Genomic DNA, 23,720 nt, shown 5'->3' with positions numbered 1-23,720 from the left:
GCGGAGGCGCTGAGGTGACGCAGCGGCCCTAGTTCAGCCGTACGTCCACCACGCCTTCCATCGCCTTGATGCTGCCGGCGAGTTCGGCACTCAGCCGGTAGCCGCCCTTGAGTTCGATCTCGTATTCCTTCGCCCCGGCGTCGCGGATGACGATGAAGCTCACCTGCCCCTCGCCGCCGGGCTTGAGCTGCGAGTGGATCGGAGCGAGGCATTTCTCCGACCCGGCGAAAACGGTGAGGCGGCGCCCGATCTTTTCGGCCAGTCCCTCGATCGGTTCAGCTTTGATGAGCCTGATGCTGATGCCATCCGGGCGTTCATCGGCCTCGATGGTGAGGACGACCGACTTGCCGGGCTGAAGGACCTCGGAAAACTGGCTGACCTGCTCGGAGAAGGCGATCACCTCATAGCCGCCGCTGGCATCGGACAGCGAGATGATCGCCATCGGCGTGCCCTTTTTGGTGCGCCGGTCGTTACGGGTTGCGATGGTGCCGGCGAGGCGCCCTGCCCGCGCGTCGGCTTCCTTCACCGCCCGCTCGAAATCGGCATAGGGCGTCACGCGCAGGCGGTCGAACAGCTCGGCATACTGGTCGAGCGGGTGGCCGCTGAGGTGGAAACCGATGGCGCTGTGCTCTCTGGACAGCCGCTCTGCCGGAAGCCAGTTCGTTACGCTTTGATTGAGCAGGATCGGCTCGGGCCGATCGGCCGCGAACATGTCCATGATGCCGTCGGCGGCATTCGCATTGGTGCGCTGCGCCGTGGCGACGATCGCATCGATGGCCGCGAAGGCTTGCTCTCGACGCGGCACGAGCTGGTCGAAAGCGCCGGCGTTGATCAGCGCTTCCAGCGTCCGCCGGTTGATGATCCTCGCATCGACGCGCGAGGCAAAGTCGCCCAGGTCGGAGAAGGGCTGGTTGCCGCGCGCTTCCATGATGTGCTCGGCCACCGCCTGCCCGACGCCCTTCACCGCGCCGATGGCGTAGAACACCTTGCCGTCGTGAGTGTTGAACACCGCGTCCGAGCGGTTGACGCAGGGCGGCACGATCTCGATGCCGTGCTTCTTGGCGTCCTGGCGGAATTCGTTGAGCTTGTCGGTGTTGCCCATGTCGAGCGTCATGGTCGCCGCGAAGAACTCGTGCGGGTAATGCGCCTTGAGATAGGCCGTCTGGTAGCTGACCAGAGCGTAGGTCGCGGCGTGCGACTTGTTGAAGCCGTAGTTTGCGAACTTGGCGAGCAGGTCGAAGATGGTGTCGGCGAGGCCCTTCTTCAGGCCGTACTTGATCGCGCCTTCCTGGAAGCGCGCTCGCTGCGCGTCCATCTCGGCCTTGATCTTCTTGCCCATGGCGCGGCGCAGCATGTCGGCTTCACCCAGCGAGTACCCGCTGAGGATCTGCGCGATCTGCATCACCTGTTCCTGGTAGACGATGATGCCGTAAGTCTCGTCGAGCACTTCGCTCAGTGCGTCATGCGGATATTCGATGTCCTCGTCGCCGCGCTTGCGGGCGTTGAACAGCGGGATGTTCTCCATCGGGCCCGGGCGATAGAGCGCGACGAGCGCGATGATGTCTTCGAAGCGGTCGGGCTTCATGTCGACCAGGGCCCGGCGCATGCCGGCGCCTTCCACCTGAAACACCCCGGCGGTGTCGCCGATCGAGTAGAGCTTGTAGGTCTTCTCGTCGTCGATCGGGATGTCTTCGATGCGGAATGTGCCGTCGCCACCGCGATTGATCATGTCGACGGCGCGCTTGATGGTGGTCAGCGTCTTGAGGCCAAGGAAGTCGAACTTCACCAGCCCGGCCGTTTCCGACCACTTCATGTTGTACTGGCTGACCGGCATGTCCGAGCGCGGGTCTCGGTAGAGCGGCGCGAGTTCCTGTAGTGGCCGGTCGCCGATGACGATACCGGCGGCGTGGGTCGAGGCGTGGCGATAGAGCCCCTCGAGCTTCTGGCCGATGGCGAGAAGCTCGCGAACCTGCTCGTCCTCGTCGGCCATCTGCTGGAGCTGCGGCACTTCCTTGAGCGAGCGCTCGAGGGTCCAGGGGTCGGCCGGGTTGGCCGGCACGAGCTTGGCGAGGCGGTCGACCTGGCCATAGGGCATCTGCAGCACGCGGCCGACGTCGCGCAGCACGGCGCGCGCCTGGAGCGTACCGAAGGTGATGATCTGGGCGACCTGGGCCTCGCCATACTTCTGCTGGACGTAGCGGATCACTTCCTCGCGCCGGTCCTGGCAGAAGTCGATGTCGAAGTCCGGCATCGAAACACGTTCGGGGTTGAGGAAGCGCTCGAACAGCAGGTTGTAGCGGAGCGGATCGAGGTCGGTGATGGTGGTCGCGTAGGCGACCAGCGAGCCGGCGCCCGAACCGCGGCCCGGCCCGACCGGAATGTCGTGCGCCTTGGCCCACTGGATGAAGTCGGCCACGATGAGGAAGTAGCCGGGGTACTTCATGCGCTCGATGATGCCGAGCTCGTACTCGAGGCGCTCGCGATAGATCTCTTCGGTCTTGCCGGCCGCGATGCCGACGGTCTTCAGTCGCTCGTCGAGCCCGGTGCGCGCCATGTGCGCGAGAGCCTGGGCTTCGGCTGCGACGGCGTCTTCCGGCGTCTGGTCGGGCGTGGCCGCGAAGGTAGGCAGCACCGGGTTGCGCTTCCTGGGCCGGTAACTGATGCGTTGCGCGATCTCGACCGTGTTCTCGATCGCTTCGGGCAGATCGGCGAAGAGCGCCTGCATCTCCTCGCGGGTCTTGAAGTAGTGCTGGTCGCTGAGTTTGCGCCGCTCGGTCTGGGCCAGCACGGTGCCACCGGCGATGGCGAGAAGCGCATCATGCGCCTCGTAGTCGGCCGGCGCGGGATAGAAGGGCTCGTTGGTTGCGACCAGCGGCACCCCGTGCTCGTAGGCGTAGTCGATCAGCCGGGCTTCGTTGGCAGCCTCCTGCGGGCGGCCGTGGCGCTGCAGCTCGACATAGAACCGGTCGCCAAACATGTCGCGCAGCCGGTCCAACCTGGCCAGCGCAAGCGTATCCATGTTGTTACCGAAGAGCGGGTCGATCGCCCCTTCCGGGCCGCCGGTGAGGCAGATGATCCCTTCGAGGCGCTCACGCTCCATCCAGGCCAGCTTGGCCGCGGCGCGGCCGTTCTCGCCTTCGATGTGGGCGCGGCTTACGAGGGTGGATAGGTTGGAGAACCCTTCGGAGGTGGCGGCAAGGAGGACTACGGCGCTCTTGCCGAGGCGGCCACGGTCGTGGCCACGCTCCTGCATGCGGTCCTGGCTGTCCTCAACGGCGGAGAAGTCGACGGCCAGTTCTACGCCGACAAGCGGCTGGATTCCCTTGCCTGCCGCCTTCTCGGAGAACTCGAGAGCGCCGAACAGGTTGTTCGTATCTGCGATACCCAGGGCGGGCTGCTTGTCCGCCTTGGCAAGATCGAGCAGCTTACCGAGCGGCAGCGCTCCCTCGAGCAGGGAATATGCGGAGTGAACGTGAAGGTGGATGAAGCCTGGACCAGCCATAAGTCGTTCCTAACGCCGCGACGGCGCCGCGGCCACCCGGCAGGTGCTCTATCCACAAACTCGTCACACGAGTCGGGAGGCGATATCCATCCAGGTGAGCGACGCCACGAAGAAGCCGCAGATGGTGACAAAGGCGAGCAGATCTTTGACGAAAATGAGCATCAGAACCTCCGGTTTCGGTTATGTTCTTATATGTTCCTATTTCGTTCCTGTCTACTACAGGTCGCCTGGCAGTGAATCGTTGGTTAATTTCAGAATCCGGACCCAGAGGAGAACACATGATGAACCAGCAGCAGAAGGGCGAGCGCTTCCGCGAACTGCACCGTGGACCGCTCTTCGTCATGCCCAATCCCTGGGACGTCGGAAGTGCCCGAATTCTGGGGGGAATGGGCTTCAAGGCGCTGGCGACCACGAGTGCCGGGTTCGCCTGGACCATGGGGCGCAAGGACGGGGCGGTAACGCGCGATGAGGCGCTGCAGAACGCGGCGGCGATCGCGGCCGCGGTCGATGTGCCGGTCAGCGGCGACCTGGAGAACGGCTATGGGGATGCCCCCGACCACGCCGCCGAGACCATCCGGCTCGCCGGCGAGGCGGGACTGGTCGGTGGTTCGATCGAGGACGCGACGGGCAACCCGGATCAACCGATCTACGAACTCGAACTTGCCGTCGAACGGGTGGCAGCCGCGGCCCAGGCGGCGCACGCCCTGCCCTTCCCCTTCACCTTCGTGGCGCGGGCCGAGAACTACCTCCACGGCCGGCCGGATCTGGATGACACGATCCGCAGGCTCCAGGCTTTCGAGGCCGCCGGGGCGGACGTGCTGTTCGCACCAGGGCTGCCCAATCTCGAGGCCATCCGAAAGGTGGTCGCCGCGGTCAGCAAGCCGCTCAATGTCGTGCTGTGGCAGAAGCGCTCGCCCTACACGATCCCCGATCTGGCGGCAGCCGGCGTGCAGCGCGTCAGTGCCGGCGGTTCTTTTGCCCGCGCCGCCCTCACTGGGTTGCGCAACGCGGCCGCAGAGGTGCTCGGCCCCGGCACACTGACCTACCTCAACGACATCATGACCACGGCCGAGGTCAACCCGTACATGCGCGGGCGGAACTGAGCTGCAATTCGCCCCACTCCACGGTCAGGCCTCCTCGATGTCACTCTCCGCCCGTAACCGCGCCAAGCTCACCCGCATCCTGAAGCTCCTCGGCTCCGACCAGCCCGGGGAGCGGGCGTCGGCGGCGCTTGCCGCCCACAAGCTGGTCGAAACGCTGGGGCTCAACTGGGACGAACTGCTCGCCGAGCGCGCCGCGCCCAAGGTCGTCGTCCAGCGCGTACGGGAGTGGGACATCAATCATCAGGATGCGGCCGAGGCCCGCATCCGCCAGCTCAAGGCTACCACCGAGCGGCAGGAGCGCCAGATCAAGGCGCTGCGCACTCGCGTCAACACGCTGACCGAGCGCGAACGGCAGCGACGGCAGCAGGCCGAGACCGAAGACAGCACTTCGGACAGTTGATTGCCGCCTGTCGGCAGTATTCGCTCCGTGTTATTCTGTGGCTGCGGGCGGCAGTCTCGAACAACGGATCGAGGTCTTGCACATGGCGACACGGAAATCCGGTCCGGCGGCGCATCCTGCTGCGGATGCATCCACGGTGGCGGTGTTCCAGGACACCTGGACGCTGTATCGCAAGGTCGTCGAGAACAACTACCTCTGCCACCGCGAAGCCTATGGCGCGCTCCACGACGCGCTGACCGGCCGCGGTCGATCCCCCTTCCGCTTCCTCGACATTGCCTGCGGCGACGCCACGGCCAGTGCCGATGCGTTGCAGGGCACGGCCGTCGCGCACTATCGCGGCATGGACTTCTCGACGCAGGCCCTGGAACTGGCGGCCGCGGCGCTCGCCGGGCTCGGTTGCCACGTGGTGCTGGAGGAAGGCGATTTCCTCGATCTTGTGCCGAACCGGCGGGACATCGCCGATGTCGTCTGGATGGGGCTCTCGCTCCACCACCTGCAGCAGCCCGACAAGCTCGCGTTCATGCGCCATGTCCGGTCGGCCCTCGCGCCCGGCGGCAGTTTCCTCATCTACGAGAACTCACTGCGTCCGGACGAGGATCGCGACGGCTGGATGCGCCGCTGGGACGAGCAGCGACCGAGCTGGACGGCCTTCAGCGAGCCGGAGTGGGACACCGTCACCGGCCATGTCCATGCGGCCGACTATCCGGAGACGACGGAGACCTGGCATCGCCTCGGCCACGAGGCCGGCTTCAGCCGGGCCGCTCACGTGCTGACGACGCAGACGGAGCTGTTCAGCGTCTACCGCTTCGACACCTAGAGCGTCGTATCCTCGATGAGGCCGTTGCGCAGCGTGACGATGCGGTTGGCTCGGCGTGCGAGGTCGAAATTGTGCGTCGCGATCAGTGCGGCGGCCCCTTCCTCGCGGATCAGGTTGGCGAGGGCCTCGAACACCACGTCGCTGGTCGTGGGGTCGAGATTGCCGGTCGGCTCGTCGGCGAGGATGATGCGCGGATTGTTGGCCGCGGCGCGGGCAATGGCGACGCGCTGCTGCTCGCCGCCGGAGAGCTCCGCCGGCCGGTGATGGGCTCGTGGCCCGACGCCGAGCAGGTCGAGTAGCATCATGGCGCGCTTGTCGGCTGCCGCCTGGTCGTGACCGGAGATGAGCTGCGGCATGGCCACGTTCTCGAGCGCCGAGAACTCCGGCAGCAGATGGTGGAACTGGTAGACGTAGCCGATCGTGTTGCGGCGCAGGAGAGTGCGGCCGCGCTCGCTGAGCTTGCTGGTCGGGGTGCCTGTGATCGTCACCTCACCGCCCTGGGGCCGCTCGAGCAGGCCGGAAATGTGCAGCAGCGTCGACTTGCCGGCGCCCGACGGGGCGACGATGGCGACGAGTTCACCGCCGCGCACCTCGAGGTCGGCCGCCTCGAGCACCCGGACGCGCGTCTCTCCTTCGCCGAAGTGGCGATGCACCTTGGAGAGTTGCAGGTGGACGTCACTCATAGCGGAGAGCCTCGACGGGATCGTACTGGGCGGCGCGCCAGGCCGGATAGAGCGTCGCGAGGAAGCTCAGGCCCATCGCCACCGCGACGATGGCCGCGACCTCCGACGGGTTGGTCCGGCTGGGCAGCGAGGAAAGGAAGAACACCTCGGGCGGGAAGATCGTGACGCCGAGGAGGCTGGACAGGAAGGCCCGGATGGGCTCGGCATTGGCGGCGATAATCAGCCCGAGCACCAGCCCGATCAGCGTTCCGCCCACGCCGATGGCGACGCCGGCGATGCCGAAGATGCGCATGATCGAGCCACGCGTCGCCCCCATGGTGCGGAGCACGGCGATGTCGGTGCCCTTGTCCTTCACCAGCATGATGAGGCTGGAGATGATGTTGAAGGCCGCCACGACGATGATCATCGAGAGGATCACGAACATCACGGAGCCCTGCGTCTGCAGGGCATCGAAGAAGTTCTGGTGCTGCTGGCGCCAGTCCGAGAGGATCAGCGGCCGCTCGATCTCCTGGCCGATCTTGAGCCGCATCGCATCGACGGCGTTGGGGTCGTCGATGAAGACTTCGACGGCGGTGGCCCGATAGATCCGGTCATAGGCCGCCTCGCGGACGTCCTCCGTGGCATCTAGCGGCGGTACCGAGGCCCCGGGTTTGAGCACCCGGTCGAACATGTCGAGATAGTCCTGGGCGGGCTGCAGCGGCATGTAGAGGTAGAAGCTGTCGAACTCGGTCATCCCCAAGTCGAAGATCACCTGGACCGGGAAGGAGCGCGTCCGCGGCCTTGTATCGCCTTGCATGCCCGCAGGGTCGGGGCTCAGCAGCGTGACGGAATCGCCGATGTTGACCTTGAGCTTTTCGGCCAGCCGACGGCCGATGGCGACACCGTTGCCGGCGTCCCAGCCATCCCAGTGGCCGAGAATCGCGCCGTCATGCAGCAGCTTCAGCTTTTCGATCGAAGCCAGCGACACGCCGCGTACGATGACGCCGGTCGCGTCGGCCCGCACGCCCGAGGCGAGCGCCTGCCCTTCGACAAAGGGAATGGCCGCCACGACGCCGTCGACGCCCTGGATTTGCTGTGCCGACTTCTCGTAGTCGGTGAAGCGCGCCTCGATCGGATAGGCCGAGAAATGGCCGTTGAGCCCGAGGAGCTTGGAGACGATCTCCGAGTTGAAGCCGTTCATCACCGAGGTCACGACGATCAGCGCCGCGACACCGAGCGCGATGCCGGTGAGGGTCAGCCCGGCGATCACCGAGACGAAGCGATCGCGGCGGCGGGCGCGCAGGTAGCGCCAGGCCACCAGGAACTCGAAGCGGGAAAACGGTCCGGGATCGGCCGCCGGCTGCTGGGTACTCATTGATGCAGGCCCTCGATCGGGTCGAGCCGTGCCGCGCGCCAGGCCGGGTAGAGCGTGGCGAGGAACGTGAGTCCGAGAGACAGGAGGACGACGAGTGTCACCTCGGACGGGTCGATGCGGGACGGCAGGCCGGCCATCAGGAACAGTTCGGGCGGAAAGATCGGGATGTTGAGCAGGCCCGACACCGTGGCGCGAATGGGCTCCACATAGGTCGCGACGAGCAGCCCCAGCCCCAGCCCGAGCAGCGTACCCACGAGACCGATGGCGAAGCCGGTCATCGAAAAGATGCGCAGGATCGAGCCGCTGGTCGCGCCCATGGTGCGGAGGATCGCGATATCGGGGCCCTTGTCCTTCACCAGCATCACGAGGCTGGCGATGATGTTGAAGGCGGCGACGAGGATGATCAGCGACAGGATGACGAACATCACCACGCGCTCGACCTGCAGGGCCGAGAAGAAGGTGGCGTTGCGCTGCTGCCAGTCGGTGATCGTGAAGGGGCGGTCCAGGGAAGCCTGGAGCCGATCGCGCATGCCGCCGATGTCGTCGGGATCGCGCACGAACACCTCGACACCCGAGGCCTGGTAGGCGCGCTCGTAGGCGGCGTCGATCTCTTCATCGGTGGCCATCACGCTGGGCATCTCGAGGCCCGGCTTCAGGCGGTCCTCGTAGAGCTTGAAGTAGACCTGGGCCTCCTGCATCGGCAGGTAGACGTAGAAGCTGTCATATTCGGGCATGCCGAGATCGAAGATGACGTTGACCGGCATGGTCCGTTCGGCCGGGGTTCGGCCGAAGGGCGTCATGGTGCCGTTCGGGTTGATGATGGTGACGTTGTCGCCGATGGTCACGCCGAGCCGGTTGGCGAGGCGCTGGCCGATGGCAAGCCCCTGCCCCACGTCCCACTGGTCCCAGCCGCCAAGCACGGCTGCGTCACGCAGGGACTCGAGCTTGGCAAGGGAGGCCTCGTTGATGCCGCGCACCACGACGCCGGTGGCGCTCGACGTGCCCGAGGCGAGCGCCTGGCCCTCGACATAGGGGATGGCGTAGAGCACGCCGTCGACGCTTTCGAGCCGTACCGCTGCATCGTTGTAGTCGGCAAAGCCGCCATTGACCGGCTGGACCACGAAGTGCCCGTTGAGGCCGAGGATCTTGCCAAGCAGTTCGGTGCGGAAGCCGTTCATCACGGACATCACGACGATGAGCGTCGCGACACCGAGGACAACGCCCACGAGCGTGAGGACGGCGATCACCGAAACGAACCGCTCCTTGCGCCGGGCGCGCAGGTAGCGCCCGGCGACGAGGAACTCGAAGCGCGAGAACGGGCCCGGAGCCTTGGCGGCGATGGGCGCTGTGTCGCTCAAACGGTGTCCCGACGCTGCGGAACGATCAGGCCCTTGAGGCGGCCGACAGCTTCGTCGACCGACAGCGCTTCGCGCTCGCCGGACTTGCGGTGCTTGATCTCAACCGTGCCTTCCTTGAGGCCACGGGGGCCGACGATCAACTGGTACGGGATACCGATCAGGTCGGCGGCGGCGAACTTGGCGCCGGCCGGCTGGTCGCGATCGTCGTAGGCGACGTCGATGCCCTCACCGGTCAGCTCATCATAGAGGCGCTCGGCGGCCGCATCGCTCTCAGCGTCGCCGACCTTGAGGTTGATCACCACGGCCTCGAACGGGGCGACGCTCACCGGCCAGATGATGCCGGCGTCGTCGTGGCTGGCCTCGATGATGGCCGGCACGAGGCGGGTCGGGCCGATGCCGTAGCTGCCCATGTGCACTTCCACCTGCCCCTGGGGAGCGGTGACGGTGGCCTTCATGGGCTTGGAGTACCTGGTACCGAAGTAGAAGATGTGGCCGACCTCGATGCCTCGGGCCGCGAGCTGGTGCTCAGGCTCGACGGCGGCCTTGAACTTTTCCTCGTCGGTCATCTCGTCGGTGGCGGCGAAGAGCGAGGTCCAGTCCTTGAAGATGGCCGTGAGGTCGCTGCGATAGTCGGTGTCGATTGCCGGAATCGGCTTGTCGACGAGGCGCTTGTCGAGGAACACGCCGCTCTCGCCGGTATCGGCCAAGACGTGGAACTCGTAGCTCAGGTCGCCACCAATCGGGCCGGTGTCGGCGCGCATCGGCACACCGACGAGGCCCATGCGGTGGAAGGTGCGGAGGTAGGCGACGAACATGCGATAGAAGGCCTGGATGGCGCCGGCCTCGTCGAGATCGAACGAATAGGCGTCCTTCATCAGGAACTCGCGCGAACGCATGGTGCCGAAGCGCGGACGTACCTCGTCACGGAACTTCCACTGGATGTGGTAGAGGTTCAGCGGCAGTTCCTTGTAGGACTTCACGTAGGTCCGGAAGATGTCGGTGATCACCTCCTCGTTGGTCGGACCGAACAGCATGTCGCGCTCGTGCCGGTCCTCGATGCGGAGCATCTCCTTGCCGTACGCGTCGTAGCGGCCCGACTCTTTCCAGAGGTCGGCCGACTGGATGGTCGGCATGAGCAGCTGGATCGCACCCGAGCGGTTCTGCTCTTCCTCGATGATCCGGATGATCTTGTTGAGGACCTTGAAGCCGAGCGGCAGCCAGGAATAGCTCCCCGCAGCCTGCTGCTTGATCATGCCCGCACGCAGCATCAGCTGGTGCGAGACGATCTCAGCTTCTTTCGGCGTCTCCTTCAGGAGGGGCAGGAAGTAGCGGCTCAAACGCATGGACGGTCCTCGATGGCGCCGGATTCGGATTGCGATCCCTATAGCGCAAAGCGCGGCAAAGTGGAGCCCGCAAAAGCGCGCGAAACTTAGGCAAACGCTTGGCTCTGCGGCGCTTTTGCGCAGCCCTGGGGCGCTACCAATTGATGACTTGAATACTATGCAAGATTGCGAGGCCTGCCATGCAGAATCCGCTTGGCAGCCTCAGAAACTGTTGTTAGTTTCCGACGCCATAAGAACACAGGCAACCGCAAGTTGCCGGACGTCGACAACGTCAAGGGAGGAGCGTTGGCAGCCACCTAACCGTGTGCCTAAGACCAGCGTATTGTCGAGAAACTCATCAAGCAGGGCCCTTGGCCCTGCTTTTTTCATTTGCGGGTGAAGAAACGATGACAAATAGTTCTGAGTTCAGGGCAATTGCACTCTCACTCGCCGGCACGACCGAGGCGCCGCATTTCGACCGTCACGCCTTCAAGGTTGTCCGCATCTACGCCACGCTTGCGGCGGACGGTGTCAGCGCGAACCTCAAGCTCACGCCCGACGAGCAGGAGTTCAAGACGATGATGGCGCCCGAGGTCTTCCACCGTATCGACAATGCCTGGGGCCGGCAGGGGTGGACCACCGTCGAACTGGATCGGGCCGATGAAGCTGAACTGCGCGCCGCGCTGGAGATGGCGCACGCGCATGCGGTGGCCAAGCGGGCGCGGTGATTGCGGACCGCTCCCGACATAACGGGCTGACTAGCGCCAGTATTCCTGCAGTGCCGGGTTGCTCAGCAGCCAGAGCAGCAGCGCGGTGACCACGGCGGCAAGCACCGTGGTGATCAGCAGCTTGGGCCAGAAGCGGAAGACCCCGGCCGGGGCGCCGCGCTCGGTACCTTCCTGCCACTTGCCCTCGTCGATCTGGTTGCGGACCTTGAAGGGCAGGACGACGAAGAGGCAGAGCCACCAGACGATGAAGTAGATGGCGATGTAGGTACCGACTTGCATGGCCCCAACTCAGACGCGGTGGACGAAGATGGTTACGTTAGGTTTGCGGCCCCAGTAGGACGTGACCTCGCTGCGCACTGCACGATGAAGCGCGTTGTTCACCATCTCGGAGTCGCTCCGGCGCTTGGGCGGGATCGACTTCAGCGTGCCGGTGACGGCGCGCCGCACTACGTCGGGCAGCGACTCCTCGTCGTCCTCGACATCCGGCAGGCCCTCGATGACGAGTTCCGGCCCGGCCATGATCTGCCCGCTCGAGTTCACGCAGAGGCTGACGACGATGTGGCCACCAAAGCTCAGCCGGCGGCGGCCCTTCACACCGCTCTCCTCGGGCGTGCAGAGCACGTTGCCATCGAGATAGAGCTGGCCGACGCGGACTTCGCCGGGGAACTGGGTCGTTTCCGGGAACAGGCGGACCATGTCGCCGTTGCGGGCATGAACGACCGTGTCGATGCCGTGCTGGCGGCCGAGCAGCGCGTGGGCCTCGAGATGGGCGGCCTCGCCATGAACAGGCACCAGGACATCCGGCTTCACCAGGTCATAGAGCTGCTTGAGCTCCTCGCGACGCGGATGGCCGGTGGTGTGGACCATGGCATGGTCGCGGGTGATGACTTCGATACCGCGATCGATCAGCAGGTTCTGGATGTCGATGACTTCGCGCTCGTTGCCCGGGATGGCCCAGGACGAGAAGATCATGCGGTCGCCGGCATTGAGCGAGATCTCGGGATGCTCCTCGCGGGCGATGCGCGCGATGGCGGCGCGGGCCTCGCCCTGGCTGCCGGTGCAGAGCAGCACGACATCCTTGCGCGGCAGCGTCTTGTACTCGTTCTGATCGAGGAAAGGCTCGATCCCCTCGAGCATGCCGAGTTCGCGCGCGATGCCCGTGATGCGGTGGAGCGCCCTGCCCGACATCACCACCTTGCGACCGGCCTTTTGCGCGGCCCGTGCAACCGAGATCACGCGGCCGACATTGGAGGCGAAGGTGGTTATGGCGACGCGATGCGGCGCCTCGGCGATGAGCGCTTCCAGCGTTGAAGCGACCTCGTCTTCGGACGGGCTGGTGCCGTCCTTCATGGCGTTGGTGGAGTCGCAGATGAGCGCGATCGGGCCCGAACGGTCCTCGCCGATCTTCGCAAAGCGCGCGAGGTCGGTCGGAGCCCCGCCCACCGGATGCGGATCGAGCTTCCAGTCGCCGGTATGGATGACGCGGCCGGCCGAAGTCGTGATCAGCAGCGCGCAGCTTTCGGGAATGGAGTGCGTGACGTTGATGGCCTCGATGGTGAACGGCCCGACGGCAAAGGGCTTGCCGACCACCATGCGCTTCACGTCGACGCTCTCGACGATGCCCTCGGACTCGCGCTTGGCGCTCAGCATCAATGTCGTGAAATCGGTGGCATAGACCGGTCGATCGAAGGCCGGCCACAGGTCGAGCACCGCACCGTAGTGGTCTTCGTGGCTGTGCGTGAGGATCAGCGCCAGGATGTCGTCGGCGTTCTCCTCGAGGAAGGCGGGATCCGGCAGGATCAGCTCGACGCCCGGCTCCTGGGGGCCGGCGAAGGTAACGCCGCAATCGACGACGATCCATTTGCGGCTGCGCGCCGGGCCGAAGCCGTACGCAGCCATGTTCATGCCGATCTCGCCGACGCCGCCAAGCGGCACGAAGACCAGTTCGTCGAGTCCTGGTTTGGCCATGGTCAGCTCCTGACGCTCGCAGTTGTACCAAAATGAACGTCGCCGGCGGTAATGGCGATGCGGCTATTGTCGTTGGCGCGGACGATCAAGCGTCCGGCTTCGTCGATGGTTTCGAAGATGCCGCGCACCACGTCGCCATCGCGGTTCACTGCCACTTCTGCGCCGATTCCCGCTGCGGCATGACGCCACTGTTCGAGGATAGAGCTGACGCCCCTGCCCCGATCCCATGTTTCAACCGCGTCGACCCAGGCGTCGGACAGCGCCCCGAAAACAGTCTCGGCGCTGGTATCGAGGCCGAGGTCGCGCAGGCAGGTGGCCGGGTACGGCAGGCCTTCCGGGGCGGCGACGACGTTGACGCCGAAGCCGATGACGACGGCCATGCCGCCATCCGGGCGCTTCTGTGCCTCGAGCAGGATGCCGGCGAGCTTGGCGCCGTCCGCGAGGACGTCATTGGGCCACTTGAGCGCAATCCTGCCGTTGGCGGTATCCGCCCCGTCGATGCCGGTCTTGAGCTGCGCTTCGGGGACCACGGTGGCGAGCGCGCGGTTGAGCGCAACGCCGGCAACGAAGCCGAGCGTGGCCGAGATCGCCGGATCGGCTTCAGGCACGATCAGCAGGCTTGCCGCCATGTTGCCATGGGCGGTCGCCCAGTGGCGGCCGCGGCGGCCCCGTCCGGCCGTCTGCTGCAATGCGCAGAACCAGACATCGCCGACATCCCCGGACTGGGCAGCGTTGGCCGCCTCGTTCGAGGTGGAGCCAACGCTATCGAAGCCGTGGAGGCGGTAACCGCGTGATGTTGCCTTCGGCCCGAGCCAGAAGTTGGCCACTAGAACAGGCTTCCGGCCGCGGCGTGGGCGGCGTCGGTCAGCGGCCGGGCCACCGTGAAGAAATAGGTGACGATAAGGAAGCCGACACCGGCCATCACGGCAGTGAGCTCGCCGGGCACGGCGGCGAACTTGGCCACCGGCTCGTCGAAGTACATCACCTTGATGATGCGCAAGTAATAGAACGCGCTCACCGCGGAGGCGAGGACGCCGATCACCGCAAGGACGAAGAGGTTCTGCTCCACCGCGGCGAGGAACACCTGCCACTTGGCGAAGAACCCGGCCAGCGGCGGCAGGCCGATCAGCGAGAACATCAGGATCGCGATGATTGCGGCGACGAAGGGCTTGCGCTGGGCGAGCCCCGCCAGTGCCGTGATCGTCTCGACCGGACGGCCATCCTCGGTCCTCAGCGCGAGCACGCAGGCGAAGATGCCGACGGTCATGGCGACGTAGATCGCCATGTAGACGGCAACGCCTTCGACACCCACTGCCGTACCGGCCGAGAGCCCCACCAGGGCGAAGCCGACATGGCCGATCGACGAATAGGCGAGGAGGCGCTTGAGGTTGTCCTGCCCGATGGCAGCGAACGAGGCGAGCACCATCGACGCGATCGAGAGGAAGATGACGATCTGCTGCCAGTCCTTGGTGATCGGACCAAAGCTTACCGTCGTCACGCGAATGAAGAGCGCCATGGCGGCGACCTTCGGGGCGGCCGCGAAGAAGGCGGTGACCGGGGTTGGCGCGCCCTCGTAGACGTCCGGCGTCCACATGTGGAACGGCACGGCCGAAATCTTGAAGGCAATACCGGCGAGGAGGAACACCATGCCGAAGATCAGCCCGATCGAGCGGGTCTCGAGCGTGATGGCGGCGACGATCTGGTCGAGCTGGGTCGTGCCGGTGAAGCCGTAGACCAGGGAGGCGCCGTAAAGCAGCATGCCCGAGCTCAGCGCACCGAGCACGAAGTACTTGATGCCGGCTTCCGCTGCCCGTGGGTCCTCGCGCTTCATGGCGGCGACGACGTAGAGCGCAAGGCTCTGCAGTTCGAGGCCGATGTAGAGGCTCATGAGATCATTGGCCGAGACCATGATCATCATGCCGAGCGTCGCGAGCAGTACGAGCACCGAGTACTCGAACTTGTCGATGCCGTGCTCCTTGCTGTTCGACAGCGAGATCATCACGGTTGCCGCAGCGGCGCCGAGGACGAGCGCCTTCATGTAGCGAGCGAAGCCATCGACGATGACGATGCCGTTGAACAGCACGCCCGAAGCCGGCTGCAGCACAAGGACCGCCAGGGTGGCGAGCAGCAGGACGATCGCGACGACCGCGATGACGCCGGGGCGCACGTTCTTCCAGAACAGGGCCAGCAGCAGCACCACGACCGCTCCAACGGCCATCAGGAGCTCGGGATAGGCGGGGGCGAGCGAAGCGAAGCTCGTGACGTCGGACTGCATGCCCGTCTCCTAGTGGCCGGTCGCCGCGGCAACAGCCGCGGGGGCGGCGCCGATGGCGTTGGCGAAGTTTTCAGCGACGACGTTCGCCGATGCGGCTGTCGCATCGAGGATCGGCGCCGGATAGAACCCGAACAGGATCGTGAGGATGATCAGCGGGACCAGCACGAAGGCCTCGCGCTTGTCGAGATCGAGGATGCCCTTGAGGGACTCCTTGGTCAGCGCCCCGAAGATCACGCGGCGATAGAGCCACAGCGCATAGGCCGCCGACAGGATCACGCCGAAGGCGGCGAAGAAGGCCACCCAGGTGTTGACCTGGAACACCGAGAACATGGTGAGGAACTCGCCCACGAACCCGGACGTCCCCGGCAGGCCGACATTGGCCATGGTGAAGACCATGAAGGCCACGGCATAGCGCGGCATGCGCTCGACGAGACCGCCATAGGCCTCGATGTCACGCGTATGCATCCGGTCGTAGATCACGCCCACGCAGAGGAAGAGCGCGGCCGAGACGATGCCGTGCGAGATCATCTGGAAGATCGCGCCGTGGATGCCGTAGATGTTGCCGGCGAAGATGCCCATGGTCACGAAGCCCATGTGGGCCACCGACGAATAGGCGATCAGCTTCTTGATGTCGGTCTGCACCAGAGCGATCAGCGAGGTGATGATGATCGCCGCGATCGACAGCACGAACACGAAGTTCGCGAACTGGTGCGAGGCATCGGGGAACATCGAGATCGAGAAGCGGATGAAACCGTAGCCGCCAAGCTTGAGCAGGATCGCAGCCAGGATCACCGAGCCACCGGTCGGCGCCTCGACGTGTGCTTCCGGCAGCCAGCGGTGGAACGGCCACATCGGCATCTTCACCGCGAACGAGGCGAAGAACGCGATCCACAGCCAGGTCTGCACTTCCGGCGGGAACTTGAACGTCAGCAGCTGCTTGATGTCGAGCGTGCCGGCCTGCCAGAACATCGCCATGATGGCGATGAGCATCAGCACGGTGCCGGTGAAGCTGTAAAAGAAGAACTTGTAGGTCGCCTGGATGCGCCGCGAACCGCCCCAGATGCCGATGATCAGGAACATCGGGATCAGGGTGCCTTCGAAGAAGACGTAGAACATGGCGAGATCGAGCGTCGCGAAGGCGCCGATCATGAACGTCTCGAGGACGAGGAAGACGATCAGGTATTCCTTGACCCGCTTGGTGATCGAGCCCCAGCTCGTCAGCACCACTGCCGGCATCAGCACCGCCGTCAGCGGGATAAACAGCACCGAGATGCCGTCGACGCCCATGCGGTAGCCGATGGAGTCGCCGATCCAGTTGTAGTCCTCAACGAACTGGAACCCGGTGTTAGCCGGGTCGAACAGAGCCCACAGCCAGAGGCTGAGCCCCGCCGTCGCCAGCGTGAAGCCGAGCGCGATCCAGCGTGAGAGGTTCTCCGACGCTTCGTCCCGGCCGCCGACGAACAGCAGCACGAGCGCGCCCAGCGTCGGCAGGAAGGTAATGACCGTCAGAAGGTGGTCGCTGAAGATCATCCCAGAAGTCCCCCGGCGGCGATGGCCCAGGTGAGCAGCGCCGCAATGCCGATCAGCATGGCGAATGCGTAGTGATAGAGGTAGCCGGACTGGAGCTTGACCACCCGGCCGGTGATTGCCTTGACCCGCGCGCCGAGGCCTTCAGTCAGGGCCTTGTCGATCAACTGGTCGTCAAAACCCTTCCAGAGCGCGTTGCCGAGCCACAGGGCCGGCTTGACGAAGATGCGGTCATAGAGCTCGTCGAAGTACCACTTGTTGAGCAGGAAGAGGTACAGGCCCGGATTGGCGTGAGCCAGGCGCCTGGGCGCCTCCGTATCCCGGATGTACATCTGGAACGCCGCAACGAAGCCAATCAGCATCGCACCGGTGGCCGACCACTTCACCTGCCACGGCACGTGATGCGCCGCGTCGAGCAGATCCGCCGAGACGACGAGCGAACCCTGGAAGAAGTGCTCGATATGCTCGGCGTGGCCAAAGAACACGTCGTTGAAGACGACGCCCGCCAGCACGGCGCCAGCCGCGAGGATGTAGAGCGGCACCAGCATCACGTTGGGGCTCTCGTGGGCGTTGTCGTAAGCACTGCCGTGGCCATGACCGTGGTCATCGTGGGCGGCATGCGCGTCGTGGCCGTGGTTAGCCTCGCGCGGCTTGCCGTGGAACGTCAGGTGGATCAGGCGCCACGAGTAAAAGCTCGTGAACATGGCCGAGATGACGAGTGCCCAGAAGGCGATGTAGCCGGTGGAGGCGCCCGCCGCGTAAGCGACTTCGATGATGCCGTCCTTGGAGAAGAATCCGGCGAAGCCAAGCGGCGTGCCCGGGATACCGACGCCGGTGAGCGCCAGCGTGCCGATGATCATCATCCAGTAGGTGACCGGGATCTTGTGCCGGAGCCCACCCATGTTCCGCATGTCCTGCTCATGGTGCATCGCATGGATGACCGAGCCGGCGCCAAGGAACAGCAGCGCCTTGAAGAAGGCGTGGGTGAACAGGTGGAAGATGCCCACCGAGTAAGCCCCCGCCCCCAGCGCCACGAACATGTAGCCGAGCTGCGAACAGGTCGAGTAGGCGATGACGCGCTTGATGTCGTTCTGCACGAGGCCGACCGTGGCGGCGAAGAACGCCGTCATCGCGCCAACCAGCATCACCACCATCATCGCGATGTCCGAAGCCTCGAACAGCGGAGACAGGCGCGCGACCATGAAGACGCCCGCGGTCACCATGGTGGCGGCGTGGATCAGCGCGGAAACCGGTGTCGGGCCTTCCATGGCGTCCGGCAACCAGGTGTGGAGCAGGAACTGGGCCGACTTGCCCATGGCGCCCATGAACAGCAACAGGCACACCACGGTCATGGCATGCAGGTCCCAGCTGAGGAACCGCATCGTCGCGTCGGCGTGCTCGGGCACAGCGTGGAAGGCGCTGTCGAAATCGAGCTGCCCCAGCACCATGAAGGCGGCGAAGATACCGAGCACGAAGCCGAAATCGCCGACGCGGTTGACCACGAATGCCTTCATGGCGGCCGCATTGGCCGAGGGCTTCTTGTACCAGAAGCCGATCAGCAGGTACGAGGCCAGGCCCACGCCTTCCCAGCCGAAGAACATCTGCAGGAAGTTGTCGGCGGTCACCAGCATCAGCATGGCGAAGGTGAAGAGCGACAGGTAGCTGAAGAAGCGCGCCCGGTGCGGATCGTCCGACATGTAGCCGATCGAGTAGACGTGAACGAGGCTCGAGACCGTCGTCACCACGACCAGCATCACCGCAGTCAGCGTGTCGACGCGCAGCACCCAGCGCAGGTCGAGCGCGCCCGAGGTAATCCAGCGGAAGACTTCGACCTTGGTGGCGGCCCCATGGGCACCCTCGGCCGCAGCCGGCGCCAGCCAATACTGCGCGAAGACGACCCAGCTCAGGACCGCGGCAATGATCAGCAGACCGGTCGTGATGTACTCGCTGGTCCTGTGACCGATCACACGGCCGAGCAGGCCTGCAATCAACGCCCCGACCAGCGGGAGAAATACAATCGCCTGGATCACTTGCGATCAGCCCTTCAGCTGGTTGACGTCTTCCACGGCGATCGTGCCGCGGTTGCGGTAGAAGATAACGAGAATGGCGAGGCCGATGGCGGCCTCCGCGGCGGCGACGGTGAGGATCAGGAGGGCAAAGATCTGCCCGGCGAGATCCCCCAGTTGCGCCGAGAACGCCACGAAGTTGATGTTGACGGCGAGCAGGATGAGCTCGACGGACATCAGGATGACGATGATGTTCTTGCGGTTGAGGAAGATACCGAACACGCCCAGCGTGAAGAGGATCGCGCCAACTGCGAGATAGTGGCCGATGCCGATGCCTGTTGCTGCCAGCATTTAGAGCCCCTGCCCCGATTTGACCTTGACCAGTTCGACGCCTTCCGAGCGCTTGCGCCCGGTCTGGCGGAACACGTCCTGTCGCTTGACGTTCGACTTGTGGCGCAGCGTCAGGACGATGGCGCCGATCATGGCGACCAAGAGGATCCCGGCGGCTCCCTGGAACAGGAAGACGTAGCGCGTGTAGAGCAGCTGGCCGATTGCCTTGGTGTTCTGGACACCCTGCTCGATCGGCACCATGGCCGTCGCCTCGACGCCTGTCGGGAGCACGAAGCTGCCGCCCACCAGCAGGAGTTCCAGCAGGAGGATCACGCCGACCACCACGCCCACGGGGGCATACTGGAGCATCCCCTGGCGCAGCGACGCGAAATCGACGTCGAGCATCATGGTGACGAACAGGAACAGCACCGCGACCGCGCCGACATAGACGACGATCAGGATCAGCGCGAGGAACTCGGCGCCGGCCAGCATGAACAGGCCAGCCGAGTTCACGAACGCGAGGATCAGGAACAGGACCGAGTGGACCGGGTTACGCGCCGCAATCACCATGAGCGCCGAAGCGACGGTGATGACCGAGAACACGTAGAAGAAGAAAAGCGGGAGGGTCATGGTGGCCCCTTAGCGGTAAGGCGCGTCAGCGGCGAGGTTGGCCGCGATCTCGCGCTCCCAACGATCACCGTTGGCGAGCAGCTTCTCTTTCGAGAAATAGAGCTCCTCGCGGGTTTCGGTCGCGAATTCGAAGTTCGGCCCCTCGACGATGGCGTCGACCGGGCACGCTTCCTGGCAGAAGCCGCAATAGATGCACTTCACCATGTCGATGTCGTAGCGGACCGTACGGCGGGTGCCGTCGTTCTGGCGCGGGCCGGCCTCGATGGTGATGGCCTGGGCCGGGCAGATCGCTTCGCACAGCTTGCAGGCGATGCAGCGCTCTTCCCCGTTGGGATAGCGGCGCAGCGCGTGCTCCCCTCGGAAGCGCGGCGAGTACGGGATCTTCTCGAACGGGTAGTTGATCGTCTTCTTGGGGGCGAAGAAGTACTTCATCGCCAGGAAGAAGGCGCCCACGAACTCCCGCAGGAACAGGCCGTTGAGGAACTGGGTGAACCGCATCAGACAGCACCTCCGTGCCAGCCCCAGCCGGTGAGCTGGAGAACAAACGCGACGATGACCACCATGGCGAGGGAGATCGGCAGGAAGACCTTCCAGCCGATGCGCATCAGCTGGTCGTAGCGGTAGCGCGGCACCATGGCCTTGGCCATCGCGAACATGAAGAACACCAGGCACAGCTTGAGCCCGAACCAGACGACGCCGGGAATCCAGTTGAACGGCGCGATGTCGAGCGGCGACGCCCAGCCCCCGAGGAACAGGATCGTGGTCATCGAGCACATCAGGATGATGGCGATGTACTCACCCAGCATGAACAGCAGGTACGGGGTCGAGGAATACTCGACCATGTAGCCAGCCACGAGCTCGGACTCGCCTTCCGGCAGGTCGAACGGCGGGCGGTTGGTTTCCGCGAGAGCCGAGATGTAGAACACTACGAACATCGGGAAGAGCGGCAGCCAGTACCAGTTGAGGATGCTGAGCCAAGGGACGCCCAGCATGTGGGCAATGCCGCCCGATTGCTGCGCGGTGACGATGTCGGTGAGGTTCAGCGAGCCCGCGACCAGCAGCACCGTGATGATCACGAGGCCGATCGAGACTTCATACGAGACCATCTGCGCGGCCGAACGCAGCGCGCCGAGGAAGGCGTACTTGCTGTTGGACGACCAGCCACCGATGATCACGCCGTACACGCCAAGCGACGAGATGGCGAAGATGTAGAGCACGCCGATATTGATGTCGGCGAGCGCCCAGCCCTTGTCGAACGGGATGACAGCGTAAGCCGAGAGCGCCAGGATCGAGGTGACGAGCGGCGCGAGCAGGAACAGGACCTTGTCCGAACTCGCCGGGATCACCGGCTCCTTGAACACGAACTTGAGCAGGTCGGCAAAGCTCTGCAGCAGGCCGAAGGGGCCGACCACGTTGGGGCCGCGACGGACCTGCACAGCCGCCCAGATCTTGCGGTCGGCCAGGAGGATATAGGCGGTGAAGATCAGCAGCGCGACGAGGAGCAGCAACCCCTTGTAGATGAAGCCCACCTGCGTACCCCATCCGAAGATCGGGATACCGAGCAGGTAGTCCAGCGCTGAAACGACGAAATCCATCTGGGCCCCTTACTCTGCTGCCTGCCGGAGACCGGCCTGCAGCGCGGCGCATTCACCCATCGTCGCGGAAGCGCGGGCGATGGGATTGGTGAGGTAGAAGTCGCTGACCGGCGAGGCGAAGGTCGCGGTCTTGGTCTTGACCGTGGCGCCCGCCAGCTTCCTAACGTCGTCGACCGAGCGCGCGGCGATCTGGTCGATCCGGCCCAGGTGCGGGAACTCGGCGTAGATCGCGGCGCGGAGCTGGCTCAGCGAGTTGAACGGCAGCGGCCTGGCGAGGACGGACGACAGGGCCCGGAAAATGGCCCAGTCTTCCTTGGCATCGCCCGGCGGGAATACGGCCCGCTCGGCCATCTGCACGCGACCCTCGGTGTTGACGTAGGTGCCGGACTTCTCGGTGTAGGTGGCCGACGGCAGGATGACGTCGGCGCGGTGGGCACCGGCATCGCCATGCGTGCCGACATAGACAACGAACGCCTTGCCCATGGCCGACATGTCGTACTCGTCGGCGCCCAAGAGGAACAGCACGTCGAGCTTGCCGTCTCCGGCGAGACCGATCTGATCGGCCGAGCAGACGCCGCCATTGTGCGGCACGAAGCCGATGTCGAGGCCGCCGACGCGGCCGGCGGCGTTGTGGAGCAGCGCAAAGCCGTTCCAGCCTTCGGCGACGTTCGCGCCGGTCGCGAGCCTGGCAGCGAGCGCGATGGTGTCGCGGCCGATCTGCTTGGACTTGGCGGCGCCGTGCGACACGGCCCCCTCGCCCACGATGATCAGCGGCTTGGTGGCCTTGGCGAGGACTTCGGCGAAGGCGCCCTTGCCGGTCGCGAGGTCGGCGAGCGTGGCAAAGCCGTTGCCCAGGTACTCGTAATCGTACGTCAGGTCGGCCTGGTCGCCGATCACGGCGATCGGGGTCGACTTGGCGCGCCAGGCCTTGCGGATGCGGGCGTTGACGAGCGCCGCTTCCTTGCGCGGGTTGGCGCCCACGATGAGGATGGCGTCGGCTTCCTCGATCCCGGCAATGGTCGGGTTGAAGATGTAGGCCGAGCGCGGCATCGAGGGGTCGATGCCCGACATGGCGGGACGGCTGTCGGTCATGCCCGAGCCCAGTGAGGTCATCAGCGCCTTGAGCGCATACATGTCCTCGACCGAGGCGAGATCACCGGCGATGGCACCGACCCTGTTGCCGCCGCCCGAGGCCTTGATCGCCTTGGCGATGGCCGAGAAGGCCTCGTCCCACGAAGCCGGCTTCAGCTTGCCGCCGGAGCGGACATAGGGGCGATCGAGGCGCTGCGACTTGAGTCCGTCCCAGATGAAGCGGGTCTTGTCACTGATCCACTCCTCGTTGATGGCCTCGTTGACGCGCGGCAGGATGCGCATCACTTCGCGACCACGGCTGTCGACGCGGATGTTGGAGCCGACGGCGTCCATAACGTCGATGGTCTCGGTCTTGACCAGTTCCCACGGGCGGGCGTGGAAGGCATAGGGCTTGGAGGTGAGCGCGCCGACCGGGCAGAGGTCGATGACGTTGCCCTGCAGCTCGCTCGAGAGCGCGCGCTCGAGATAGGAGGTGATCTCGGCATCCTCGCCGCGGCCGGTGAGGCCCATCTCGGTGATGCCCGCGACTTCGGTGGTGAAGCGGACGCAGCGCGTGCAGTGAATGCAGCGGTTCATCGACGTCTTCACGAGCGGCCCGAGGTACTTGTCCTCGACGGCGCGCTTGTTCTCGGCGAAGCGGTTCTTGTCCACGCCGTACGCCATGGCCTGGTCCTGCAGGTCGCACTCGCCGCCCTGATCGCAGATCGGGCAATCCAGCGGGTGGTTGATCAGCAGGAACTCCATCACGCCTTCGCGGGCCTTCTTGACCATCGGCGTGTTGGTGAAGATCTCGGGCGGCTCGCCGTTCGGGCCGGGACGCAGGTCCTTGACGCCCATGGCGCAGCTGGCCTGAGGCTTCGGCGGCCCGCCCTTCACCTCGACGAGGCACATGCGGCAGTTGCCGGCCACGCTCAGGCGCTCGTGGTAGCAGAAGCGCGGGATCTCGGCGCCGGCGGCCTCGGCGGCCTGCATCAGCGTGTAGTAGTCCGGGACCTCGACGAGTTGGCCGTCGACTTTGATATTCGCCATT

20 protein-coding genes are annotated in these 23,720 nt (G+C 65.1%); 4 read left to right on the top strand and 16 right to left on the bottom strand.

Features of this window, described 5'->3' with window-relative positions:
* Positions 1 to 28: 28 nt before the first annotated feature.
* Positions 29 to 3,502 carry a DNA polymerase III subunit alpha gene (gene dnaE / locus PRN20_RS12865; RefSeq protein WP_273957791.1) on the bottom strand — a complete coding sequence of 1,158 codons (3,474 nt, stop codon included), beginning with the start codon at positions 3,500 to 3,502 and terminating at the stop codon, positions 29 to 31.
* 278 nt (positions 3,503 to 3,780) lie between these two features.
* On the opposite strand from dnaE, the gene PRN20_RS12860 reads away from it, so the two are divergent.
* The 3 genes from PRN20_RS12860 (at position 3,781) to PRN20_RS12850 (ending at position 5,822) form a co-directional block, all read left to right on the top strand.
* A complete protein-coding gene (locus PRN20_RS12860) occupies positions 3,781 to 4,605 on the top strand; it encodes an isocitrate lyase/PEP mutase family protein (RefSeq protein WP_273957790.1) in 825 nt (274 codons plus the stop codon).
* Between the two features lie 37 nt (positions 4,606 to 4,642).
* On the top strand, positions 4,643 to 5,005 hold the full coding sequence (locus PRN20_RS12855; protein ID WP_273957789.1) for a hypothetical protein: 363 nt from the start codon (positions 4,643 to 4,645) through the stop codon (positions 5,003 to 5,005).
* A gap of 82 nt (positions 5,006 to 5,087) precedes the next feature.
* A complete protein-coding gene (locus PRN20_RS12850) occupies positions 5,088 to 5,822 on the top strand; it encodes a class I SAM-dependent methyltransferase (RefSeq protein WP_273957788.1) in 735 nt (244 codons plus the stop codon).
* On the opposite strand, the gene PRN20_RS12845 is transcribed toward PRN20_RS12850, so the two are convergent.
* Genes PRN20_RS12845 through proS form a run of 4 tightly spaced genes read right to left on the bottom strand, consistent with a single transcriptional unit; the run spans position 5,819 to position 10,560 of the window.
* Positions 5,819 to 6,505, bottom strand: a complete 687-nt coding sequence (locus tag PRN20_RS12845; protein ID WP_273957786.1) for an ABC transporter ATP-binding protein — start codon at positions 6,503 to 6,505, stop codon at positions 5,819 to 5,821. The genes PRN20_RS12850 and PRN20_RS12845 overlap by 4 nt on opposite strands.
* Positions 6,498 to 7,859 carry an ABC transporter permease gene (locus PRN20_RS12840; RefSeq protein WP_273957784.1) on the bottom strand — a complete coding sequence of 454 codons (1,362 nt, stop codon included), beginning with the start codon at positions 7,857 to 7,859 and terminating at the stop codon, positions 6,498 to 6,500. Before PRN20_RS12840 ends, PRN20_RS12845 begins: the two co-directional genes overlap by 8 nt.
* On the bottom strand, positions 7,856 to 9,217 hold the full coding sequence (locus tag PRN20_RS12835) for an FtsX-like permease family protein (protein ID WP_273957783.1): 1,362 nt from the start codon (positions 9,215 to 9,217) through the stop codon (positions 7,856 to 7,858). The genes PRN20_RS12840 and PRN20_RS12835 overlap by 4 nt, the downstream gene beginning before the upstream one ends.
* Positions 9,214 to 10,560 (bottom strand): proline--tRNA ligase, encoded by a 1,347-nt coding sequence (gene proS, locus PRN20_RS12830; protein WP_273957782.1) that lies wholly within the window; start codon positions 10,558 to 10,560, stop codon positions 9,214 to 9,216. Before proS ends, PRN20_RS12835 begins: the two co-directional genes overlap by 4 nt.
* 386 nt (positions 10,561 to 10,946) lie before the next feature.
* Between proS and PRN20_RS12825 the strand changes: the two genes are divergently transcribed.
* Positions 10,947 to 11,267 (top strand): MmcQ/YjbR family DNA-binding protein, encoded by a 321-nt coding sequence (locus tag PRN20_RS12825; protein ID WP_273957781.1) that lies wholly within the window; start codon positions 10,947 to 10,949, stop codon positions 11,265 to 11,267.
* A 30-nt stretch (positions 11,268 to 11,297) separates the two neighbouring features.
* On the opposite strand, the gene PRN20_RS12820 is transcribed toward PRN20_RS12825, so the two are convergent.
* The 11 genes from PRN20_RS12820 to nuoG are packed head-to-tail and all read right to left on the bottom strand — an operon-like array spanning position 11,298 to position 23,719.
* Positions 11,298 to 11,546: a DUF1467 family protein gene (locus PRN20_RS12820; protein WP_273957778.1), complete on the bottom strand. Its 249-nt coding sequence runs from the start codon at positions 11,544 to 11,546 to the stop codon at positions 11,298 to 11,300.
* 9 nt (positions 11,547 to 11,555) lie between these two features.
* Positions 11,556 to 13,235: a ribonuclease J gene (locus PRN20_RS12815; RefSeq protein WP_273957776.1), complete on the bottom strand. Its 1,680-nt coding sequence runs from the start codon at positions 13,233 to 13,235 to the stop codon at positions 11,556 to 11,558.
* A gap of 2 nt (positions 13,236 to 13,237) precedes the next feature.
* Positions 13,238 to 14,062, bottom strand: coding sequence for a biotin--[acetyl-CoA-carboxylase] ligase (locus PRN20_RS12810; RefSeq protein ID WP_273957774.1), 825 nt, complete (start codon positions 14,060 to 14,062; stop codon positions 13,238 to 13,240).
* Positions 14,062 to 15,510, bottom strand: coding sequence for an NADH-quinone oxidoreductase subunit NuoN (gene nuoN / locus PRN20_RS12805; RefSeq protein WP_273957773.1), 1,449 nt, complete (start codon positions 15,508 to 15,510; stop codon positions 14,062 to 14,064). The genes PRN20_RS12810 and nuoN overlap by 1 nt, the downstream gene beginning before the upstream one ends.
* Before the next feature lie 9 nt (positions 15,511 to 15,519).
* Positions 15,520 to 17,040 carry an NADH-quinone oxidoreductase subunit M gene (locus PRN20_RS12800; protein ID WP_273957771.1) on the bottom strand — a complete coding sequence of 507 codons (1,521 nt, stop codon included), beginning with the start codon at positions 17,038 to 17,040 and terminating at the stop codon, positions 15,520 to 15,522.
* Positions 17,037 to 19,067 carry an NADH-quinone oxidoreductase subunit L gene (gene nuoL, locus PRN20_RS12795; RefSeq protein WP_273957769.1) on the bottom strand — a complete coding sequence of 677 codons (2,031 nt, stop codon included), beginning with the start codon at positions 19,065 to 19,067 and terminating at the stop codon, positions 17,037 to 17,039. The genes PRN20_RS12800 and nuoL overlap by 4 nt, the downstream gene beginning before the upstream one ends.
* Positions 19,068 to 19,073: 6 nt before the next feature.
* A complete protein-coding gene (nuoK, locus tag PRN20_RS12790; RefSeq protein ID WP_273957768.1) occupies positions 19,074 to 19,394 on the bottom strand; it encodes an NADH-quinone oxidoreductase subunit NuoK in 321 nt (106 codons plus the stop codon).
* Entirely contained in the window at positions 19,395 to 20,003 is a 609-nt protein-coding gene (locus PRN20_RS12785) for an NADH-quinone oxidoreductase subunit J (RefSeq protein ID WP_273957760.1), read from the bottom strand.
* Positions 20,004 to 20,012: 9 nt separating this feature from the next.
* Positions 20,013 to 20,501 (bottom strand): NADH-quinone oxidoreductase subunit NuoI, encoded by a 489-nt coding sequence (gene nuoI / locus PRN20_RS12780; RefSeq protein ID WP_273957759.1) that lies wholly within the window; start codon positions 20,499 to 20,501, stop codon positions 20,013 to 20,015.
* Positions 20,501 to 21,598, bottom strand: a complete 1,098-nt coding sequence (gene nuoH / locus PRN20_RS12775; protein WP_273957758.1) for an NADH-quinone oxidoreductase subunit NuoH — start codon at positions 21,596 to 21,598, stop codon at positions 20,501 to 20,503. The genes nuoI and nuoH overlap by 1 nt, the downstream gene beginning before the upstream one ends.
* A gap of 9 nt (positions 21,599 to 21,607) precedes the next feature.
* The gene (gene nuoG / locus PRN20_RS12770) at positions 21,608 to 23,719 is read right to left on the bottom strand and encodes an NADH-quinone oxidoreductase subunit NuoG (RefSeq protein ID WP_273957756.1); all 2,112 of its coding nucleotides are present in this window, start codon (positions 23,717 to 23,719) and stop codon (positions 21,608 to 21,610) included.
* Position 23,720 lies beyond the last annotated feature (1 nt).

The sequence above is a fragment of the Devosia sp. ZB163 genome (genome assembly GCF_028613635.1).
Classification (GTDB): Bacteria; Pseudomonadota; Alphaproteobacteria; order Rhizobiales; family Devosiaceae; genus Devosia_A.
The sequence above is the reverse complement of the archived record's forward strand: the minus strand, read 5'-3'. Positions and strand labels throughout refer to the sequence as shown.

What these genes read in the sequence shown, in the direction of transcription:
- dnaE (WP_273957791.1), bottom strand. Translation starts at nt 3,502, where the DNA reads ATGGCTGGTCCAGGCTTCATCCACCTTCACGTTCACTCCGCATATTCC.
- PRN20_RS12860 (WP_273957790.1), top strand. Translation starts at nt 3,781, where the DNA reads ATGATGAACCAGCAGCAGAAGGGCGAGCGCTTCCGCGAACTGCACCGT.
- PRN20_RS12855 (WP_273957789.1), top strand. Translation starts at nt 4,643, where the DNA reads ATGTCACTCTCCGCCCGTAACCGCGCCAAGCTCACCCGCATCCTGAAG.
- PRN20_RS12850 (WP_273957788.1), top strand. Translation starts at nt 5,088, where the DNA reads ATGGCGACACGGAAATCCGGTCCGGCGGCGCATCCTGCTGCGGATGCA.
- PRN20_RS12845 (WP_273957786.1), bottom strand. Translation starts at nt 6,505, where the DNA reads ATGAGTGACGTCCACCTGCAACTCTCCAAGGTGCATCGCCACTTCGGC.
- PRN20_RS12840 (WP_273957784.1), bottom strand. Translation starts at nt 7,859, where the DNA reads ATGAGTACCCAGCAGCCGGCGGCCGATCCCGGACCGTTTTCCCGCTTC.
- proS (WP_273957782.1), bottom strand. Translation starts at nt 10,560, where the DNA reads ATGCGTTTGAGCCGCTACTTCCTGCCCCTCCTGAAGGAGACGCCGAAA.
- PRN20_RS12825 (WP_273957781.1), top strand. Translation starts at nt 10,947, where the DNA reads ATGACAAATAGTTCTGAGTTCAGGGCAATTGCACTCTCACTCGCCGGC.
- PRN20_RS12820 (WP_273957778.1), bottom strand. Translation starts at nt 11,546, where the DNA reads ATGCAAGTCGGTACCTACATCGCCATCTACTTCATCGTCTGGTGGCTC.
- PRN20_RS12815 (WP_273957776.1), bottom strand. Translation starts at nt 13,235, where the DNA reads ATGGCCAAACCAGGACTCGACGAACTGGTCTTCGTGCCGCTTGGCGGC.
- nuoN (WP_273957773.1), bottom strand. Translation starts at nt 15,510, where the DNA reads ATGCAGTCCGACGTCACGAGCTTCGCTTCGCTCGCCCCCGCCTATCCC.
- PRN20_RS12800 (WP_273957771.1), bottom strand. Translation starts at nt 17,040, where the DNA reads ATGATCTTCAGCGACCACCTTCTGACGGTCATTACCTTCCTGCCGACG.
- nuoK (WP_273957768.1), bottom strand. Translation starts at nt 19,394, where the DNA reads ATGCTGGCAGCAACAGGCATCGGCATCGGCCACTATCTCGCAGTTGGC.
- PRN20_RS12785 (WP_273957760.1), bottom strand. Translation starts at nt 20,003, where the DNA reads ATGACCCTCCCGCTTTTCTTCTTCTACGTGTTCTCGGTCATCACCGTC.
- nuoI (WP_273957759.1), bottom strand. Translation starts at nt 20,501, where the DNA reads ATGCGGTTCACCCAGTTCCTCAACGGCCTGTTCCTGCGGGAGTTCGTG.
- nuoH (WP_273957758.1), bottom strand. Translation starts at nt 21,598, where the DNA reads ATGGATTTCGTCGTTTCAGCGCTGGACTACCTGCTCGGTATCCCGATC.
- nuoG (WP_273957756.1), bottom strand. Translation starts at nt 23,719, where the DNA reads ATGGCGAATATCAAAGTCGACGGCCAACTCGTCGAGGTCCCGGACTAC.